Raw genomic sequence first — 18,236 nt, 5'->3', positions numbered from 1 at the left:
CGCTGCGCACCACAAGCCAGGATATTGCTATTGACGCAACGCACGCCAGCCCGCATATTTGTTGATATAGGACAATTTACACGCTAGGGAGCAGCATGTTCAGGAATTTACGCATCAAATGGAAACTCGCCACGCTGGTGGGCGTCATGATCATTGCGCTGATGGTGGTGGGGGCGGCCGGCTACATGGGCATCCGCACGGTGGGTGGCGCCGTGAACGAAATCGGCGTGGTGCGGCTGCCGTCGGTACAGGGCTTGCTGCAGGTGAGCGAAGGCCAGACCGCCGTGTCGGCCGCGACGCTGTACACGGCGGTATTCGAGGAAAACTACAAGGCGCAGGACCAGTTCGCCGAGGTGATCCGCTTGCGGCAAAAGGCCTGGGCCAATATCGACGCCGGCTGGAAGCTGTATGAGCCGTTGCCGCAGACCGACGAGGAAGCCGTGCTGTGGAAGCAATTCATGGCCGACTGGGCGGCCTGGAAAACAGTGGACGACAAGCTGGGCGCCCTGATCGGGAAGATGGCCTCGAACCAGGACGAGCAGCAGCAGAAGGCGCTGTTCGCCGACTTTTACCGTGTGTACGAATCGTCGCGCCCCTTGTTCCTCAAGGCCGAGGGCACGCTGAAGAAGATAGAGCAGCTCAATATCGATGTGGCCGACGCCAGCGTGCGCAGCGGCGGCGAGGCGATCGGCCGGGCCCAGTGGATCATGGGCATATCGGCCCTGGTCGCGGCCCTGGTGGCAGTGGCTTGCGCGGCTTATATCACGGGGGCCATCACCACGCCCATCAACCAAGCGGTGCAGGTGGCGCAGACCGTGGCCTCGGGCGACCTGACCAGCCGCATCGAGGTTAGCACCACCGAGGAAACCGGCCAGTTGCTGGGCGCCTTGAAGGAAATGAACGATAGCCTGATACGCATCGTGGGCCAGGTGCGCAACGGCACCGACACCATCGCCACGGCCTCCACCGAGATCGCCAACGGCAACCTGGATCTGTCCTCGCGCACCGAGGAGCAGGCCAGCTCCCTGGAGGAGACCGCATCGTCGATGGAGGAGCTCACCAGTACCGTGCGCCAGAATGCCGACAATGCGCGCCAGGCCAACCAGCTGGCCGCCACGGCGTCCAGCGTGGCCGTGCGCGGCGGCGAGGTGGTGGCCCAGGTAGTGCAGACCATGGCCTCGATTAACGAATCGTCCAACAAGATCGTGGACATCATCGCCGTCATCGACGGCATCGCGTTCCAGACCAATATCCTGGCCCTGAATGCAGCGGTGGAGGCGGCCCGCGCCGGTGAGCAGGGCCGCGGCTTCGCGGTGGTGGCGGGCGAGGTGCGCACCCTAGCGCAGCGTTCGGCGGCGGCGGCCAAGGAAATCAAGGCCCTGATCGTCGATTCGGTCGACAAGGTCGGCGCGGGCAGCAGGCTGGTGGGCGAGGCCGGTTCCACCATGGAGGACATCGTCACCAGCGTGCAGCGCGTTACCGATATCATGGGCGAAATCACCATGGCGACCCAGGAGCAGAGTACCGGCATCGACCAGATCAACATGGCGGTGGGGCAGATGGACACGGTCACCCAGCAGAACGCGGCGCTGGTGGAGGAAGCGGCTGCTGCTGCGGCCTCGCTGCAGGAGCAGGCCGCCCGGCTGGCACAGGTGGTCAGCGTGTTCCGCATGGAGCAGGGCGCGGCGCCGCCTCCGGCGGCGGCGCGGCGGCCCTCGGCGCCGCCCGCCGGCGCCAAGGCCAAGGCCCCTGCCCAGTCCGTGACGCTGGCCAAGCCGGCCCCGCGCAAGGCGGCGCCGGCCGCCGGCGATGATTGGGAAGAGTTTTGAATCCGGACTTTCCGGACGAGAGGGGAAGCCGCCGCCAGGCCGCATGGTGCTGCCTGGGCAGCATGGTGGCTGCCTTGTCTAGCCGTCGCACTGTAGCAGGACGGCGGTAATGTTGTCGCGGCTGCCGTCGAGCTTGGCCATCTCCACCAGGCGGGCGCAGCAGGCTTCCAGGCCGGCGGCGTCCAGCTGCTCCAGTACGGAGGCGATGTTGGCGGCGGCGGTGTCGCCGTGCAGGCCGTCGCTGCATAGCAGGTAGGCGTCGCCGGGCAGCACGGCGATGCTCTGCAGTTCTGGCTGGATGCTGGCGGCCGGGCCCAGCGCCTGCAGCAGCAGGTTGCGGGCCGGAAGCATGTGGCGCACGCCGGCTTCCAGCGCCTGCTGATACAGGGTCTGGTCGCGCGTCACCTGGGTCAGGCGGCCTGCGCGCCAGCGGTACAATCGGCTGTCGCCGACGTGGAACACCAGGACTGGGCCATCGGCCAGCGGCCGCCATACGCCGGTCAGCGTGGTGCCCATGCCCGCCCCCTCGGGCTGGCGCAGGACGCGGTTGTGCTCGTAAATGCCGGCGTTGGCGTGGTCTAGCGCCGCCTGCAGCGCAAGCATGGCCTGGATGCCGGCCGCTCCTGGTGCGATGCCGGCATCATTGCCGCCGGCTGCGGGCGTGGGGTGCGGCGCGCGCCCGCTGTCGCGCAGGTATCGGTGCAGCAGGGCCAGGGCTTCTCTGCTGGCGACTTCGCCGGCGTCGTGGCCGCCCATCCCGTCCGCCACGGCCAGCAGGCCGAGGTCGGGATCGATCAGGAAATTGTCCTGGTTGACTTCCCGTACCGTGCCGACGTCGGTCAGGCCATATGCCGTGCCAAAGCGCAGCCGCAGCGGCTGCGACGGCGTCAGTTGCTTCCATTCGCCCAAACAGGCCTCCCGCAGAGCCGAGTAATGCCCTCATCCTAGCATGGGCGACCGCGCCCCGCGCTATAATCGGCGGCCAACCTCATCTTCGGAGCGATCCTTGCCGGTACTTCTGGACTTCCAACAATTCCAGCGCATGACGCCAGTCGATGGCGACAATATCTGGAGCTATATCCTGGACCGCAATGCGCAGCGTATCGGCGTCAAGCGCCGCAAGCCCGCATTGGAAAACCTTCAAAAAATCTTCAACGCCACCTTCCGCCTGGCCAACGAGAGCGGCTTCCGGGCCATGAACCTGCGCGACCTGTGCAGCGAAACCGGACTGTCCATGGGTGGCTTGTATGGCTACATCGCAGGCAAGGACCAGCTGGCCGAGATGATAGAGGATGTGGTGCGCCACACCACCCACGAGGTGCCGCTGCTGTTCTCGGACGTGAGCGATGCCATGCTGCGGCTGGAATCGCTGGTGCGGGCCTCGATCTACCTGTCCGAAATCCTGCAGCCCTGGTTCTACTTCGTATTCATGGATTCGCGCGTGCTGCCGCCCGACCAGCGCAGCATGGCCAAGGATTCGGAACTGTATGTGCAGGGCCTGCTGGCCGGCGCCATCCGCGAGGTCGGCACTCCGGCCGGCTGCGACGCGGAGCTGCTGGCGGCCCACGTGCTGGCCATGTTCCAGGACTGGTATGTCAAGCGCTGGAAGTACCGCGCGGCCCAGGTCACGCCGGACCAGTTTGCGGACAGCACGGTGCGCTTCGTGCGCAGCAGCCTGCGGCCGCGGCCGGCTGTGGCGGCATAAAAAGCGGCGCCCGCTCGGGGCGCCATTGCCGTCTGCCGTCGCCGTCAGTCGCCCGCGGTTGCCCTCAATTGGTGGGAGGCGTGGGCGCCGTTGGCGGGGCCGGTGGCGGCACCGGCTGCACCGATTCCGCCTGCGGTTCCTGGTCGTCCATGTCCAGCGTGCGCCGCGCGGCGTCGCCGGTGAATTCGTCGTACAGCCATTCGCCATCGACCTGGGTAAGGCCGGCCGGCACCAAGCGTTCCTGCGGCGGGCGGCCCTTGAGCGCCACCCGCATGTAGTCTATCCAGATGGGCATGGCCACGGTGGCGCCGAATTCCCGCCCACCCAGCGACTTGGGATCGTCATAGCCCATCCACGACACCGCCACGATGCCGCCGCCGTAGCCCGCGAACCAGCCATCGACCGCGTCGCTGGTGGTGCCGGTCTTGCCGGCGATGTCCGGACGTCCCAGCTTGCCGGCTTCGGCGCCGGTGCCGGTGCGGGTCACTTCGCGCAGCATGCTGTCGGTGACGTAGGCGTTGCGCGGATCGATCACGCGCGCCTCGTCCTGCAGCGTGGCCGAGGGCTTGGCTTCCGAAATCACCTTGCCGTCGCCGTCGACGATGCGCTCGATCAGGTAGGGCTGCACGCTATAGCCGCCGTTGGCGAATACCGCGTAGGCGCCGGCCATCTGCAGCGGGGTGACCGAACCGGTGCCCAGGGCCATGGTCAGGTTCCTGGGCCACTTGGCCAGGGTGAAGCCGAACTTGCCCAGGTAGTTGTGCGCATACGGCACCGTGATGGCGCGCAGCAGCCGCACCGAGGGCACGTTCTTGGACTTGGACAGCGCCATGCGCATGCTGATCGGACCGTCGAACACACCGTCGTCGTTCTGCGGGCTCCACACTTCATTGCCGGTTTCCGAGCCGGGCAGGGTGAGCGGCACGTCGTTGATCAGGGTGGCCGGCGAGAAGCCGCGCTCCAGCGCCGACGAATACACGAATGGCTTGATCGAGGAGCCGGGCTGGCGCCAGGCCTGGGTCACGTGGTTGAACTTCTGCAGGTTGTAGTCGAAGCCGCCCACCAGCGCGTGGTAGCCGCCGGTGACCGCGTCGATGGACACGAAGGCGGCCGCCACCTGCGGCACCTGGGTGATGGCCCAGGCGCCCTTGTCGCCCTTGATGATGCGCACCACGGCGCCGGGGCGAAGGCGTATGCCATCCCTGGCCTTGTCCGACAGGCCGGGCGCGGCCAGCTTCAGGCCGTCGCCGCTGATGGTGAGCTCCTCGCCCTGCGGATTCTGCACCTTGACCGCCTTGGGGCCGGCCTCCAGCACCACGGCCGGGATCAGGCGGTCGCTGGTGGGACGCTTCTGCAGCGCGTCCTCGATGGCGTCGTCGCGTTCCTCCTCGCCCTCGGGCAGGGTGATGAAGGCTTCCGGGCCGCGGTAGCCGTGGCGCTGGTCGTAGGCCAGCACGTTGCGGCGCACCGATTCATAGGCTGCGTCCTGGTCGGCTTTCAGGATGGTGGTGTAGACGCTGATGCCGCGCGTGTACGACTCTTCCTTGAACTGGGCGTACACGGCCTGGCGCGCCAGTTCCGACACGTATTCGGCGTGGGTGTCGAATTCCTGGCCACGGCGGTTGATGTGCAGGGTCTCGTGGCGTGCTTTCTCATATTGCGCGTCGGTGATGACGTCCTGGTCGTGCATCATCTTCAGCACCAGCTGCTGGCGCTGGCGGGCGCGCTTGGGGTTGGAGACCGGATTGTGGTTGGCCGGATTCTGCGGCAGGCCGGCCAGCATGGCCATCTCGGCGATGCTGAGGTCCTTGACCGGCTTGCCGAAATAGCTCTGCGCGGCGCTGCCGAAGCCGAACGAGCGCTGGCCCAGGTAGATCTGGTTCATGTACAGCTCCAGGATCTGGTCCTTGTTCAGCGAAGCCTCGATCTTCATGGCCAGCATGATCTCGTTGAGCTTGCGGGCGTAGGCCTTGTCGCGGCTCAGGTAGAAATTGCGCGCCACCTGCATGGTGATGGTGGAGCCGCCCTGGGCGCGGCGGAAGCCCATGTTGGCGCGCAGCGCGCCCAGGCCGCGCAGCCAGTCGATGCCGTGGTGCTCGTAGAAGCGCTTGTCCTCGATGGACAGCACGGCCTTCTTCATCATCTCCGGCATGTCCTTGATGGGGATGAAGTCGCGGTGCTCCTCGCCGAATTCGCCGATCAGCACCTTGTCGGCTGTGTAGATGCGCAGCGGGATCTTGGGCCGGTAATCGGTGATGGCGTCCAGCGCCGGCAGGTTGGGCGCCACCCACAGCAGGGCATAGGCCAGCAGGGCGCCGGCCGCCAGCAGTCCTGCCAGGGCCAGGCCGATGAAGCCACGGATGAGGTTGCGGCGGGTCAGCCAGGTGGACAAATCGGGTGTGGAAGCAGTCAAGACAATTATCCCTTGGTGATCTGGTGCGGGCGATTATAGACCATCGAAAAATCCTTTCCCTTAAATGCCGCCTGTGCCATAGTGTTGTATGATATATCCTGTTGATATATCACTAACATTCATTTCACAGCAGCTGGTGTCACATGGCGGAACCGCAGCACACACTCGATTGCGATCTCCTGGTGGTCGGAGGCGGCATCAATGGCGCCGGGATCGCGCGCGATGCCGCCGGTCGCGGACTGTCGGTGGTGCTGTGCGAGAAGGATGACCTGGCCGCGCACACTTCCTCGGCCTCGACCAAGCTGATCCACGGCGGCCTGCGCTACCTGGAACACTATGAATTCAACCTGGTGCGCAAGGCCCTGATCGAGCGCGAGGTGCTGCTGCGCAGCGCGCCGCACATCATGTGGCCGCTGCGCTTCGTGATGCCGCGCGACACCGGCCAGCGTCCGGCCCTGCTGATACGCACCGGGCTGCTGATGTACGACCTGCTGGCGCGGCGCGAGCTGCTGCCGGGTTCATCGGGCGTGGACCTGCGCCGCCATCCGGCTGGCCAGCCGCTCAAGCCTGAATATACCGAAGGTTTCCTCTATTCGGACGGCTGGGTGGACGACGCCCGGCTGGTGGTGCTGAACGCCATGGACGCGGCCGAGAAGGGCGCCACCATCCTGACCCGCACCGTGTGCCGCCAGCTGGAGCGCCAGCCGGGCCGCTGGGATGCCACGCTGGAAAAAGCCGGCTGCGGCGAGATCCGCGTCCACGCGCGCGCCGTGGTCAACGCGGCCGGCCCGTGGACGGCCGATTTCCTGCACGGCGCGCTGCCGCGCAAGGAAGCGCGCCACCTGCGCCTGATCAAGGGCAGCCATATCGTGGTGCGGCGCATCTTCGAGCATGACCATGCCTACATCTTCCAGCATCCGGACGGGCGCATCGTGTTCGCCATCCCCTACGAGCGCGAATTCACCCTGATCGGCACCACCGACGTGGACTTCCACGGCGACAGCAACGCGGTCGCCATCTCCGAGCAGGAAATCGCTTACCTGTGCCAGCTGGCCAGCCGCTACTTCAAGCAGCCGGTCACTCCGGGCGACGTGGTGTGGACCTATTCCGGCGTGCGTCCGTTGGTGGAGGATGGCGCCGACGCCAGCGCCGTCACGCGCGACTACCGGCTGGAGTTGGACCAGGAGGGCGCGCCCCTGTTGAGCGTTTTCGGCGGCAAGATCACCACTTTCCGCAAGCTGGCCGAGGAAGCGGTCGACATGCTGTCGCGCCCGCTGGAGAACCGCCACGGCGGCTGGACCCATGACGCCTGCCTGCCGGGCGGCGACATCTACGGCGCCGAGCCGCAGAACCGCGCCGTGCTGGAATTCGGTAACTGGGTCAGCGACATGCAGAACCGCTACGGCTGGCTGCCGGCGCCGGTGCTGTGCCGCTACGTGCGCGCCTACGGCACCCGCATCCACACCTTGTTGAGCGGACGGCTGCAGCTGTCCGACATGGGGGCGGAAGTGGTGCCCGGGCTGTACCAGGTGGAAATCGACTATCTGCGCCGCTACGAATGGGCGCGCACTGCGCAGGACATTTTATGGCGCCGCGCCAAGCTGGGCCTGCACCTGCCGCCCGGCGCGGCGGACACGCTGCAATCCTGGCTGGACAGTCATCCCATGCAGCTGCGCCCGTCTAGCGCGCCAGCGCGCGCTTCAGGCTGTCAATAGCGTAGTCCTGCGCCTCCATGCATGGCCGCATCGGCGCCAGCGCTGTGGCGCACACCTTTGAACCTCCTCAATACTGCCCCTCTGGGCCGGGCCGTAGACTGGGACGATGCCACCGACCGTTCCTCCCTCCCGCTATGACTTGCCCTGGAAAGCCGCGATGACGCATGCTTTCCGCGCCTTCATGGAGTTCTTCTTTGCCGAGCTCAGCATTCAAATCGACTGGAGCAAGCGGCCCCGTTTTCGCGACAAGGAGTTGGAGGGGATAGGATTCGGAGCCGCCACGAATGCCTTGGTGGCGGACAAGCTGGCCGAGGTCCGGTTGCGCGATGGCGGCATGCAGCTGGTGCTGATCCATATTGAGGTCCAGGCCCAGCGCGATGCCGCCCTGGCGAGCCGTGTACTCGATTACAATTACCGCATCTTCAAGCAGTACGGCCGGCCGGTGGCCAGCCTGGTGTTGCTTGCCGATGAAGACGCCAACTGGCGCCCCAATGCCTTTCACAACGAGGTGCTGGGAACGGTGATGGGTATCTCTTTCGCCACCGCCAAACTGGCTGACTACGCCGCCCGCATGGACGAGCTGCTGGCCTCGCATAACCCGTTTGCCTGGCTTGCCGTGGCACACCTGCGCACACAGCAGGCCCGGCACGACCCGGAGCAGCTGTATGCGGCCAAGTGGCAGCTCACCAAGCTGCTGTACCAGCATGGCTGGCCCAAACAGCGCATAATCACCATGTTCAAAGTGATCAACTGGATGATGGCTTTGCCTGGCTTGTATCAGGAACGCTACTGGCGGGCTGTTCTCAAGATGCAGAAGGAGCGCAAAATGAAGCGAACCATCGAATGGATTACCCCATTGGAGGAGTGGCTCATGGACAAAGGCAGGCAGAAGGGCCTGGAGCAGGGCCTGGAGCAAGGCCTGGAGCAAGGCCTGGAGCAAGGCCTGGAACGAGGCCGCAGGGAAGGCGCCGTGGCGCTGCTGGAAAGGCTACTCACCCGGCGTTTCGGTCCCTTGCCCAGGACTGTAAGAAGCCGTCTGGCGAAAGCCAGCCTGGCGCAGCTGGAGGCCTGGAGTGATGCGTTGCCGGAGGCGCAATCGCTGAAGCAGGTATTCGAATAAAAAAAGCCGCAGCATCCGCTGCGGCTTGGAATGTGGCGATCAGGATTACTTCACGCCGTGCATCAGCTTCTGGATCAGCGGGGCGATCAGGAACAAAATCACGCCGGCCGCCAGCAGGGAGTAGAAGCCCATGGTGTAGCCGCTCAGCGCCGAAGCTACCGACATGCCTTCCTCGCCGCTCACGGCCGAGGCGAAGATGCCGGACAGGTTGTTGCCGATACCGGTGGACAGGAACCAGCCGCCCATGCCCAGGCCCACCAGGCGCACCGGCGCCAGCTTGGTCACCATCGACAGGCCGATGGGCGACAGGCACAACTCGCCGATGGACTGCAGCACATACACCATGGCCAGGGTCCAGAACGGGATCTTGTTGTTGACGTCCACCAGCATGGACAGCGCATACATCAGCAGCGCAAAGGCGGACGCATTGAACAGCAGGCCGAGGCCGAACTTGCGCGGGATGGACGGATTGGCGCGGCCCAGTCCCACCCACACCAGCGCCACGATGGGCGCGAACACGATGATGGCGATCGAGTTCACGGTCTGGAACCAGGCGGTCGGGAAGGTCCAGCCGAACATCACGCGGTTGACGATGTTCTCGGCCAGGAAGGTGAACGAGCTGCCGGCCTGCTCGAAGAACATCCAGAACATGATGTTGAAGAAGAAGATCAGCAGCATGGCGATCACCTTGTCGCGCGCCACCTTGCCATTGCGGATGCCTTCCACCAGCAGCATCACGGCCAGGATGACGAACAGGATGGACAGCACCACCTGCAGGTTCTTGGCGCCAGCCGCCAGCAGCAGGTAGACCACCGGGATCACGCACAGCGCACCCAGCACCACGTAGACCATGCGCTTGGGATCGCGTGCTTGCGGTTCGGGCGCGCCTATGCCCTTCAGCCCCTGGCGGCCGATGAAGAACCACACCAGCGAAATCAGCATGCCGACGCCGGCCGACATGAACACCACTTTATAAGCGGGCATGTTGTTGATGCCGAACACGGTGGTGGCCAGGTATTCGGTCAGCACGGGGGCGACCAGGGCGCCGGAGTTGATGCCCATGTAGAAAATGGTGAAGCCGGAATCGCGGCGTTCGTCGCCGGTGCTGTACAGCTTGCCGACCATGGTGGAAATGTTAGGCTTGAACAGGCCGTTGCCGACGATGATGGTGGCCAGGCCGAACTTGAACACGTTCTGGTCCGGGACGGCGATCAGGAACAGGCCGGCGGCCATGAATGCGGCGCCGATCAGGATGGAGCGCTGGTAACCCAGCACGCGGTCGGCCACGTAGCCGCCGAACAGGGCGGCGGCATACACTACCGCCAGGTAGGAACCGTAGATCAGGTTGGCGGCCGACTGGCCGGACGGATCGCCGTTGTAGAACTGTGCCACGACATAAAGCACCAGGGCCCAGCGGATGCCGTAGAACGCAAAGCGTTCCCAGAACTCGGTCATGAACAACATCCACAATGGAGCGGGGTGCCCCATGATCTGCTTGAACTCAGGAATGGCAACTTCCTTGGTGGTGGTAGCACCGCTCATGCGGTTCCTCCTAAACGTAATCGACGGTAAATAAACAATATCCGGCCGCAGCGCCTTGTCTTGTGGATGAGGCGCCGCCTGCCGGATTCCGATAGGCGCGCCATTTTAATCCACAAAGCGCGGCAGGCAACAGCTTTTCAACCGCTGCAGGCCGAAAATTCAATTTGTGCTGTGCAGCGTAAGTTTCCAGGCGGATTAGCCAATGTTGCCAAGTTGTCGTATATTGGCACTGCGGGCAGCGCACGCCGCAGCGAAACTGAATAAAGGACTTACGCATCATGGAACATGACGTTGTCGATACCCTGATCTCGCCCGAAGGCCAGCTGGAGATTTTGTCCAAAGCAGAAGTCAACAAGCTGCTGGACACCAGCCAGGGCGGCCTGTACACCATATTCCGCAATTGCGCCCTGGCGGTGCTCAATTGCGGCAGCACTATCGACGATGGAAAGGAACTGCTGGAGCGCTACAAGTCGTTCTCGATCAGCATCATCCAGCGCGAGCGCGGCATCAAGCTCGATATCAAGGGCGCCCCGGCCACCGCTTTCGTGGACGGCAAGATGATCAAGGGCATACACGAGCAGCTGTTTGCCGTGCTGCGCGATATCGTCTTCGTCAGCAACGAGGTGACGGACAATCCCAAGTTCGACCTGAACGCCACCGAGGGCATTACCGACGCGGTATTCCACATCCTGCGCAATGCCGGGGTGCTCAAACCCATGCTGAACCCCAACATGGTGGTGTGCTGGGGCGGCCACTCGATCAACCGCGCCGAGTACAACTACTCCAAGGAAGTGGGTTACCAGATGGGCTTGCGCGGGCTGGACATCTGCACCGGCTGCGGCCCTGGGGCCATGAAAGGCCCGATGAAGGGCGCCACCATAGGCCACGCCAAGCAGCGCCTGGGCGCGGGCCGCTACCTGGGGATCACGGAGCCGGGCATCATCGCGGCCGAATCGCCCAACCCCATCGTCAACGACCTGGTGATCATGCCGGACATCGAGAAGCGCCTGGAAGCCTTCGTGCGCACCGGCCACGGCATCGTGGTATTCCCGGGCGGGGCCGGCACGGCCGAGGAAATCCTGTACATCCTGGGCATCCTGCTGCATCCGGATAACGCCGAGATCCCGTTCCCGCTGGTGTTCACCGGACCGGAAAGCTCGCGCGAGTACTTCGTGCAGATCAACCAGTTCATCCACGACACCCTGGGCCCGCAGGCGCAGCAGCGCTACAAGATCATCGTCGACGATCCGGAACTGGTGGCGCGCGAGATGCAGGCAGGGATCAAGCAGGTGCGCGAATTCCGCAAGGCCCGCAGCGACGCTTACTATTACAACTGGAGCCTGAAGATAGACCAGGAATTCCAGCGCCCGTTCGCGCCCACGCACGAGAACATGCGCAACCTGAGCCTGCACAAGAACCAGCCGGTGCACCTGCTGGCGGCGCAGCTGCGGCGCGCCTTCTCGGGCGTGGTGGCAGGCAATGTGAAGGAAGAGGGCATACGCGCCATCGAGAAGTACGGTCACTTCGAGATCCACGGCGACCGGCAGATCATGGGACCCATGGACGCGCTGCTGGCGTCTTTCGTGGCGCAAAGCCGGATGAAACTGGCCGGCAAGCCGTACACGCCCTGCTACCGGGTAATACAGTAAAACAAAGGCCGCTGGATACGGCCTTGGTGTCGTCTTCCGGTGAAAACAAAGGCCGCTCGCAGCGGCCTTTGTATTACTCCTCGCGGCGCAGGTGCGGGAACAGCAGCACGTCGCGGATGTTGGGCGAGTCGGTGATGATCATCATCAGGCGGTCGATGCCGATGCCGCAGCCGCCGGCCGGCGGCATGCCGTATTCCAGCGCGCGGATGTAGTCGGCGTCGTAGTACATGGCTTCCTCGTCGCCGGCGTCCTTGGCCGCCACCTGGGCCTGGAAGCGGGCGGCCTGGTCTTCGGCGTCGTTCAGCTCGGAGAAGCCGTTGGCGATCTCGCGGCCTACCATGAACAGTTCGAAGCGCTCGGTGATGCCCTCGCGGGTGTCGGAGGCGCGCGCCAGCGGCGACACTTCGACCGGGTAGTCGATGATGTAGGTCGGCTCCCACAGCTGCGCTTCGGCGGTTTCCTCGAACAGCGCCAGCTGCAGCGCGCCCAGGCCGGAGTGCGCGTGCGGCTTGACGCCGAACTTCAGCAGCTCCCGCTTGATGAATTCCGCATCGTTCAGCTGCTCGGCGGTATAGCCGGGCGCGTACTTGTTGATCGCCTCCACGATGGTCAGGCGGTGGAAGGGCTTGGACAGGTCCAGCGCGCGGCCGCCGTAGGTCAGCTCGGCGGTGCCGTGGGCGTCGATGGCGGCCTGGCGTATCACGGCCTCGGTGAAGTCCATCAGCCACTTGTAGTCGGTGTAGGCGGCGTAGAACTCCATCATGGTGAATTCGGGGTTGTGGCGGATCGACACGCCTTCATTGCGGAAGTTGCGGTTGATCTCGAACACGCGCTCGAAGCCGCCCACCACCAGGCGCTTCAGGTACAGCTCGGGCGCGATGCGCAGGAACATCTGCATGTCCAGCGCGTTGTGGTGGGTGATGAAGGGCTTGGCCGCCGCGCCGCCAGGGATGGTGTGCAGCATGGGGGTCTCGACTTCCATGAAGCCGTTCTTTTCCATGAAGCGGCGGATCGACGACATGGCGGCGGTGCGGGCCTTGAAGGTGCGGCGCGTTTCCTCGTTCATGATCAGGTCGACGTAGCGCTGGCGGTACTTGGTCTCCTGGTCGGCCAGGCCGTGGAACTTGTCCGGCAGCGGGCGCAGCGACTTGGTGATCAGGCGCAGCTCGGTGACCTTGATGGTCAGCTCGTCGGTCTTGGTCTTGAACAGCGTGCCCTTGACGCCCAGGATGTCGCCCAGGTCGTAGTGGTGCAGGGCGGCCATGGCGGCTTCGCCGGTCAGGTCCAGGGTGGCGTAGATCTGGATGCGGCCGTCGGCGCGCGGGCCGGACGCGTCCTGCAGGGTGGCGAAGGCGGCCTTCTTGCCCGCTTCGCGCTTGAGCATCATGCGGCCGGCCAGCACCACGGCCACCGGTTCGGCTTCCAGTTCCTCGCGCGTCTTCTGCCCGTACTGCGCGTGCAGGTCGGCGGCCTTGTGCTCGGGCTTGAAGTCGTTCGGGAAGGCGACGCCTTCGGCGCGGATGGCGGCCAGCTTGGCGCGGCGTTCCGCGATGATCTTGTTCTCGTCTGGCGCGGCGGCTAGTTCTTGCAGATCCGTAGTCATGGTCTTTGTTTCTGTGTTGAGGTGATTAGTTGGTGGCGGCTGCCGTGCTGCGCGCTTCCGCTGCGAACAGGGCGTCGATATCGAGCGCGCTGAAGTCGGGGGCGATGCAGATCACGTTGTCGAATTCGGCGAAGGCCTCGGCCGGCAGGGTGGTGGTCAGCACCACCGCGCGCATGCCGGCGCGGCGCGCCGCTTCCACGCCCAGCGGCGCGTCTTCGAACACGATGCTGTCGGCTGGCAGGGCGCCGGCGCGCTCGGCGGCCAGCAGGAACACGTCCGGGTGCGGCTTGCCGCGCGCGACGTCGGCGGCGCCGGCGATGGCGTCGAACTGCTTGCGCAGGTCCAGGCCGTCCAGGGTGAAATCGATATTGTCCGGCGGCGCGGCGGTGGCCACCGCCAGTTTGATGCCCTGGGCCTTGGCGCCCGCGATGAATTGCTCGAATCCTGGCGTGGCGGCCAGGTGCGGCGCGTACAGCTCGCGGTACAGGGTTTCCTTCTCGTGGTCGAGCAGGGCGATTTCTTCCGCCGTCAGGTGCTGGCCCAGGTAGCCGCGCATGATCTCATGGCCCTGGCGGCCGGCCGAATCACGGAAGAAGGCGTCCGGGTCCAGCACCTGGCCGCGCCGTTCGAAGAAGGCCAGCCAGGACTTGGTGTGGAAAGCCATGTTGTCGACGATGGTGCCGTCCATGTCGAAGATCAATGCGCGCTGTTTGCTCATCGGTTTATACGCCCTGCTTCAGGGAAGCGGAAATGAAGTCGTCCAGGTCGCCGTCCAGCACGCCCTTGGTGTTGCCGGTCTCGAAGTTGGTGCGCAAGTCCTTGATGCGCGACTGGTCCAGCACATAGGAGCGGATCTGGTGGCCCCAGCCGACGTCGGTCTTGGAGTCTTCCAGCTTCTGCTGCTCGCTCATGCGCTTGCGCAGTTCCAGTTCGTACAGTTTGGCCTTCAGCATGTCCATGGCTTCGGCCTTGTTGCGGTGCTGGGAACGGTCGTTTTGGCACTGCACCACGATACCTGTCGGGTTGTGGGTAAGGCGCACGGCGGAGTCGGTCTTGTTGATGTGCTGGCCACCGGCGCCGGAGGCGCGGTAGGTGTCGATGCGCAGGTCGGCCGGGTTGATCTCGATATCGATGGAGTCATCCACTTCCGGGTACACGAACAGCGACACGAACGAAGTATGGCGGCCGCCGGCCGAGTCGAACGGCGACTTGCGCACCAGGCGGTGCACGCCGGTTTCGGTGCGCAGGAAGCCGTAGGCGTATTCGCCCTCCACCTTCAGGGTGGCGGTCTTGATGCCGGCCACCTCGCCGTCGGACTGCTCCATGATCTCGACCTTGAAGCCCTTGCGCTCGCAATAGCGCAGGTATTGGCGCAGCAGCATGGAAGCCCAGTCCTGGGCCTCGGTGCCGCCGGCGCCGGCCTGGATGTCGATGAAGCAGTTGTTCGGGTCCATGGGGTTGCTGAACATGCGGCGGAATTCCATGCCCTCGATGACCTTGCGCACGCCTTCGGCGTCTTCGATCAGGGCTTCCAGCGTGTCATCGTCGCCTTCCTCGCGCGCCATGTCGAACAGGTCGCCCATGTCGCGCAGGTCCGCTTCGGCCTTGGTCAGAGCCTCGACCACGGCTTCAAGCGATTTCTTTTCCTTGCCCATTTCCTGGGCTTTTTTAGGATCGTTCCAGACGGCGGGATCTTCCAGTTCGCCGTTCAGTTGTTCGAGTTTCTCTGCCTTCTTGTCGAAGTCAAAGATACCTCCGAAGTTCGGCTTCGCGGGTCGTCAGATCGGCGAGCAGGGCGGAGAGGGAGTTGATGCGTTCGGCTTCCATGTTTTATCTTTTCTGTGGCTGAAATCAAACCTTGGATTATACCCTATGGCCGCCGCCGCCCTGTAGGGGAAAGCGGGCTGCTGAATTGTTGTGCAAGCTTGGCATTTGCGCCACATGATACAAAATTCGAGCGGCGCTACCACCTTGGAAGCTTGCTGGCGTGTGCCGCTGTGCGTATCATGCTGCGCATCCTAGGTAATTTATAACCCATGCGCCCCTACCCCCGTCGTCTGGTGATGTCCGCTTTGCTGCTGGCCTGCGCGCCGATATGGGCCGTGCCGGCAGCCGGTATCCGCGCCACCCTGGCCGTGCTGGAAACCACCGACCTGCACGCGACTGTGCTCAGTTATGATTATTACAAGCTCAAGGCCGATCCCTCCATGGGCCTGGAGCGCACCGCCGCCCTGATACGCCAGGCGCGCGCTGAATTCCCCAACACCCTGCTGCTCGATAACGGCGACGCCATCCAGGGCACGGCGCTGGCCGATTACCAGGCGCTGGTGGCGCCGGTCGGCTGCGGCCAGACCCTGGCCATCTACAAGGCCATGAACGCGGTTGGGGTGGATGGCGCCGGGGTCGGCAACCACGAATTCAACTACGGCCTGGCTTACCTGAGCCAGGTGACCGGCAGCCGGTTGCAGGTCGACAGCCTCGATCCGGCCCGGCCGCGCTGCGCCGGTCCCGCTTTCCCCATCGTGCTGGCCAATATCTACAGCATGCGGACCAGACAGCCATTGTTCGAACCTTACCGCATTCTGGAACGCCAGTTGAAGGCCACTGGAGCCGATGGCCAGCCCGTCACGGCCACCATCAGGATAGGCATCATCGGCTTCACGCCGCCCGGGGTGCTGGAATGGGACAAGCGCTGGCTCAAGGACAAGGTCTATGCCGAAGGCGTGCGCGAGACCGCGCAAAAATACATCCCCGAGATGCGCGCCCAGGGCGCCGACCTGGTGATCGCCATCGCCCACGGCGGTTTGAGTGGCGCGCCCTACGAGCCGGGCATGGAGGACGCCAGCTACTATCTGGCCCAGGTGCCCGGCATCGACGCCATGCTGATCGGCCATGCGCACCAGCTGTTCCCCAACGCCGCCAGCACCTTCCCGGCCTTCGACCTGCCCGGCGTGGACAAGGCCAGGGGCTTCGTCCACGGCGTACCGACCGTGATGGCCAACCTGTGGGGCAAGCACCTGGGCGTGATCGGCCTGCACTTGCGCCACGACGGCCGGCGTTGGCTGGTGGACCAGGACCAGACCACGGTGGAGGCGCGTCCCATCCAGCTGGGCGCCGGACGCTACGTGGAGCCCGATCCGGCCATCGCCGCCCTGGTGAAAGATGAGCATGAAGCCACCATACGCTATGTGCAAACGCCGGTGGGCAGCAGCGACTATCGCATGACCTCGTATTTCGCCGACCTGGGCGACGTCAGCGCCATCCAGCTGGTGAACCAGGCCCAGGCCGACTACGTGCGCCGCTACGTGCAGGCCAGTCTGCCGCAATATGCCGCGCTGCCGGTGCTGTCGGTGTCGGCGCCGTTCAAGAGCGGCTCGGCCGGGCCGGGCGACTACACGGATGTGAAGGCCGGCGGCCTGGCGCTGAACAACGCGGCCGACCTGTACCTGTATCCGAACGCCCTGTATGCGGTGAAGGTGGATGGCGCGGGCCTGAAAGCATGGCTGGAAAAGTCGGCCGAGCGCTTCCGCCGTATCGATCCGTCGCGCAGCGAGCCGCAGGAGCTGGTCGACACTGCCTTCTTCGGCTTCAATTTCGACATGCCGTCCGACCCGGACCTGGGCTACCGCATCGACGTCACCCAGCCGGTGGGCAAACGCATCGTGGACCTGCGCTACCAGGGCAAGGCGGTAGGAGCGAAACAGGAATTCCTGGTCGCCACCAACAATTACCGCGCCAATGGCGGCGGTAATTTCCCCGGCCTGGACGGCACCCGCACTGTACTGGCCTCGCCCGACGCCAGCCGCGACGTGCTGATCGCCTACATTCAGCGCGTCAAGCAGGTCAGCCGCGCCGCCAACGGTGCGGCGCGCAGCTGGCGCTTCCAGCCGGTGCGCACCAAGGGACCTGTGCTGTTCCATACGGCACCCGGCGTACTGGACCTGGCGCGCGCGGCCGGCTTGGACAACGTCAGCCTGCTCAAGGACGACGATGGCGCGGGCAAGGGTTTTGCTTTGTACGCGGTCGATTTGTCCAAATGAGTGCACGGGGAGGGCGTATGGTGCGCGCGATGGCATGGGTGATGACGTGGGTGGCAGCGGCGGCGCTGGCCTGTGGCCAGGTCCATGCCGGCGCGATCGAGGATGCCCGTTTGTACCTGCGCGGCAGCGCCACCGTGGCGCAGAACCTGCCCAAGGCGTTCAAGTTGTTCAGCGGTGCGGCGCAGGCCGGCGATCCGCTGGCCAGCTATTACCTGGGCCTGATGTACAAGAATGGCATGGCGGTCAAGCGCGATGCCAGGAGCGCTGCGCGCTGCCTGCGCTACGCCGCCGAGCGCGCGCTGCCGGCCGCCATGTTCGTGCTGGCGAATATGTACCTGAGCGGCGACGGCGTGCCGCGCGACGAACAATCGGCGCGGCGCTGGATAGAGAAGGCGGCCGACCTCGATTATCCCGAAGCCGTGATGGCGATGGCCATCGGCCTGCGCGACGGCTCCATGGGCTTCGATCGCAACGAGGCGCTGGCCGAGGCCCATATGCGGGTGGCTGCCCACGCACTCCAGCACCGCACCCCTGACCTTTAGGCCGTCGCTCCTTGCTGCGATGCCGCACACGTATGTGTTGCTGCTGTCGATCTACTAACCTACAATGGGCCATCGATG

The 18,236-nt window shown here is 64.8% G+C and carries 14 protein-coding genes; 7 read left to right on the top strand and 7 right to left on the bottom strand.

From position 1 onward, the window contains the following. The first annotated feature begins 95 nt into the window (after nucleotides 1-95). Nucleotides 96-1,829 carry a methyl-accepting chemotaxis protein gene (locus tag ACLB1G_RS02280; RefSeq protein WP_491625548.1) on the top strand — a complete coding sequence of 578 codons (1,734 nt, stop codon included), beginning with the start codon at nucleotides 96-98 and terminating at the stop codon, nucleotides 1,827-1,829. A gap of 78 nt (nucleotides 1,830-1,907) precedes the next feature. On the opposite strand, the gene ACLB1G_RS02275 is transcribed toward ACLB1G_RS02280, so the two are convergent. Further along, nucleotides 1,908-2,738, bottom strand: coding sequence for a PP2C family protein-serine/threonine phosphatase (locus tag ACLB1G_RS02275; protein ID WP_491625547.1), 831 nt, complete (start codon nucleotides 2,736-2,738; stop codon nucleotides 1,908-1,910). Nucleotides 2,739-2,835: 97 nt separating this feature from the next. Here ACLB1G_RS02275 and ACLB1G_RS02270 point away from each other — a divergent pair, with 97 nt between their 5' ends. After that, a complete protein-coding gene (locus ACLB1G_RS02270) occupies nucleotides 2,836-3,534 on the top strand; it encodes a TetR/AcrR family transcriptional regulator (RefSeq protein WP_491625546.1) in 699 nt (232 codons plus the stop codon). A gap of 64 nt (nucleotides 3,535-3,598) precedes the next feature. Here ACLB1G_RS02270 and ACLB1G_RS02265 read toward each other — a convergent pair whose 3' ends face one another. Further along, the gene (locus ACLB1G_RS02265; RefSeq protein ID WP_491625545.1) at nucleotides 3,599-5,947 is read right to left on the bottom strand and encodes a penicillin-binding protein 1A; all 2,349 of its coding nucleotides are present in this window, start codon (nucleotides 5,945-5,947) and stop codon (nucleotides 3,599-3,601) included. Nucleotides 5,948-6,090: 143 nt separating this feature from the next. Between ACLB1G_RS02265 and glpD the strand changes: the two genes are divergently transcribed. Together glpD and ACLB1G_RS02255 are read left to right on the top strand one after the other, a co-directional pair. Continuing rightward, nucleotides 6,091-7,662 (top strand): glycerol-3-phosphate dehydrogenase, encoded by a 1,572-nt coding sequence (glpD, locus tag ACLB1G_RS02260; RefSeq protein WP_491625544.1) that lies wholly within the window; start codon nucleotides 6,091-6,093, stop codon nucleotides 7,660-7,662. Between the two features lie 106 nt (nucleotides 7,663-7,768). Further along, nucleotides 7,769-8,782 carry an Rpn family recombination-promoting nuclease/putative transposase gene (locus ACLB1G_RS02255; protein ID WP_491625543.1) on the top strand — a complete coding sequence of 338 codons (1,014 nt, stop codon included), beginning with the start codon at nucleotides 7,769-7,771 and terminating at the stop codon, nucleotides 8,780-8,782. A 45-nt stretch (nucleotides 8,783-8,827) separates the two neighbouring features. On the opposite strand, the gene ACLB1G_RS02250 is transcribed toward ACLB1G_RS02255, so the two are convergent. Then, nucleotides 8,828-10,324 carry a peptide MFS transporter gene (locus ACLB1G_RS02250; RefSeq protein ID WP_491625542.1) on the bottom strand — a complete coding sequence of 499 codons (1,497 nt, stop codon included), beginning with the start codon at nucleotides 10,322-10,324 and terminating at the stop codon, nucleotides 8,828-8,830. 10 nt (nucleotides 10,325-10,334) lie between these two features. Continuing rightward, nucleotides 10,335-10,604, bottom strand: coding sequence for a hypothetical protein (locus tag ACLB1G_RS02245; RefSeq protein ID WP_491625541.1), 270 nt, complete (start codon nucleotides 10,602-10,604; stop codon nucleotides 10,335-10,337). Here ACLB1G_RS02245 and ppnN point away from each other — a divergent pair. Next, nucleotides 10,603-11,973, top strand: a complete 1,371-nt coding sequence (gene ppnN / locus ACLB1G_RS02240) for a nucleotide 5'-monophosphate nucleosidase PpnN (protein ID WP_491625540.1) — start codon at nucleotides 10,603-10,605, stop codon at nucleotides 11,971-11,973. The two genes, ACLB1G_RS02245 and ppnN, sit on opposite strands and share 2 nt — an antisense overlap. Nucleotides 11,974-12,046: 73 nt before the next feature. Here ppnN and lysS read toward each other — a convergent pair whose 3' ends face one another. The 3 genes from lysS to prfB all read right to left on the bottom strand — a co-directional run bounded on the left by lysS (nucleotide 12,047) and on the right by prfB (nucleotide 15,403). Continuing rightward, a complete protein-coding gene (lysS, locus tag ACLB1G_RS02235; protein WP_491625539.1) occupies nucleotides 12,047-13,576 on the bottom strand; it encodes a lysine--tRNA ligase in 1,530 nt (509 codons plus the stop codon). A gap of 25 nt (nucleotides 13,577-13,601) precedes the next feature. Next, nucleotides 13,602-14,294, bottom strand: a complete 693-nt coding sequence (locus ACLB1G_RS02230; protein ID WP_491625538.1) for an HAD family hydrolase — start codon at nucleotides 14,292-14,294, stop codon at nucleotides 13,602-13,604. Nucleotides 14,295-14,298: 4 nt separating this feature from the next. Then, nucleotides 14,299-15,403 (bottom strand): peptide chain release factor 2 gene (prfB, locus tag ACLB1G_RS02225; RefSeq protein WP_491625537.1). Its coding sequence is split into 2 segments (ribosomal slippage): nucleotides 14,299-15,321 and nucleotides 15,323-15,403, totalling 1,104 coding nucleotides; the frame shifts between segments, so codons are not numbered across the junction. Between the two features lie 236 nt (nucleotides 15,404-15,639). On the opposite strand from prfB, the gene ACLB1G_RS02220 reads away from it, so the two are divergent. Together ACLB1G_RS02220 and ACLB1G_RS02215 are read left to right on the top strand one after the other, a co-directional pair. Next, nucleotides 15,640-17,616: a bifunctional 2',3'-cyclic-nucleotide 2'-phosphodiesterase/3'-nucleotidase gene (locus ACLB1G_RS02220; RefSeq protein ID WP_491625536.1), complete on the top strand. Its 1,977-nt coding sequence runs from the start codon at nucleotides 15,640-15,642 to the stop codon at nucleotides 17,614-17,616. A 17-nt stretch (nucleotides 17,617-17,633) separates the two neighbouring features. Continuing rightward, on the top strand, nucleotides 17,634-18,158 hold the full coding sequence (locus ACLB1G_RS02215) for a tetratricopeptide repeat protein (protein ID WP_491625535.1): 525 nt from the start codon (nucleotides 17,634-17,636) through the stop codon (nucleotides 18,156-18,158). Nucleotides 18,159-18,236 lie beyond the last annotated feature (78 nt).

The sequence above is a fragment of the Duganella kummerowiae genome (assembly GCF_053572355.1).
This window is presented reverse-complemented; position numbering and strand designations above follow the sequence as displayed.

What these genes read in the sequence shown, in the direction of transcription:
- ACLB1G_RS02280 (WP_491625548.1), top strand. Translation starts at nt 96, where the DNA reads ATGTTCAGGAATTTACGCATCAAATGGAAACTCGCCACGCTGGTGGGC.
- glpD (WP_491625544.1), top strand. Translation starts at nt 6,091, where the DNA reads ATGGCGGAACCGCAGCACACACTCGATTGCGATCTCCTGGTGGTCGGA.
- ACLB1G_RS02255 (WP_491625543.1), top strand. Translation starts at nt 7,769, where the DNA reads ATGCCACCGACCGTTCCTCCCTCCCGCTATGACTTGCCCTGGAAAGCC.
- ACLB1G_RS02250 (WP_491625542.1), bottom strand. Translation starts at nt 10,324, where the DNA reads ATGAGCGGTGCTACCACCACCAAGGAAGTTGCCATTCCTGAGTTCAAG.
- ppnN (WP_491625540.1), top strand. Translation starts at nt 10,603, where the DNA reads ATGGAACATGACGTTGTCGATACCCTGATCTCGCCCGAAGGCCAGCTG.
- ACLB1G_RS02245 (WP_491625541.1), bottom strand. Translation starts at nt 10,604, where the DNA reads ATGATGCGTAAGTCCTTTATTCAGTTTCGCTGCGGCGTGCGCTGCCCG.
- lysS (WP_491625539.1), bottom strand. Translation starts at nt 13,576, where the DNA reads ATGACTACGGATCTGCAAGAACTAGCCGCCGCGCCAGACGAGAACAAG.
- ACLB1G_RS02230 (WP_491625538.1), bottom strand. Translation starts at nt 14,294, where the DNA reads ATGAGCAAACAGCGCGCATTGATCTTCGACATGGACGGCACCATCGTC.
- ACLB1G_RS02220 (WP_491625536.1), top strand. Translation starts at nt 15,640, where the DNA reads ATGTCCGCTTTGCTGCTGGCCTGCGCGCCGATATGGGCCGTGCCGGCA.
- ACLB1G_RS02215 (WP_491625535.1), top strand. Translation starts at nt 17,634, where the DNA reads ATGGTGCGCGCGATGGCATGGGTGATGACGTGGGTGGCAGCGGCGGCG.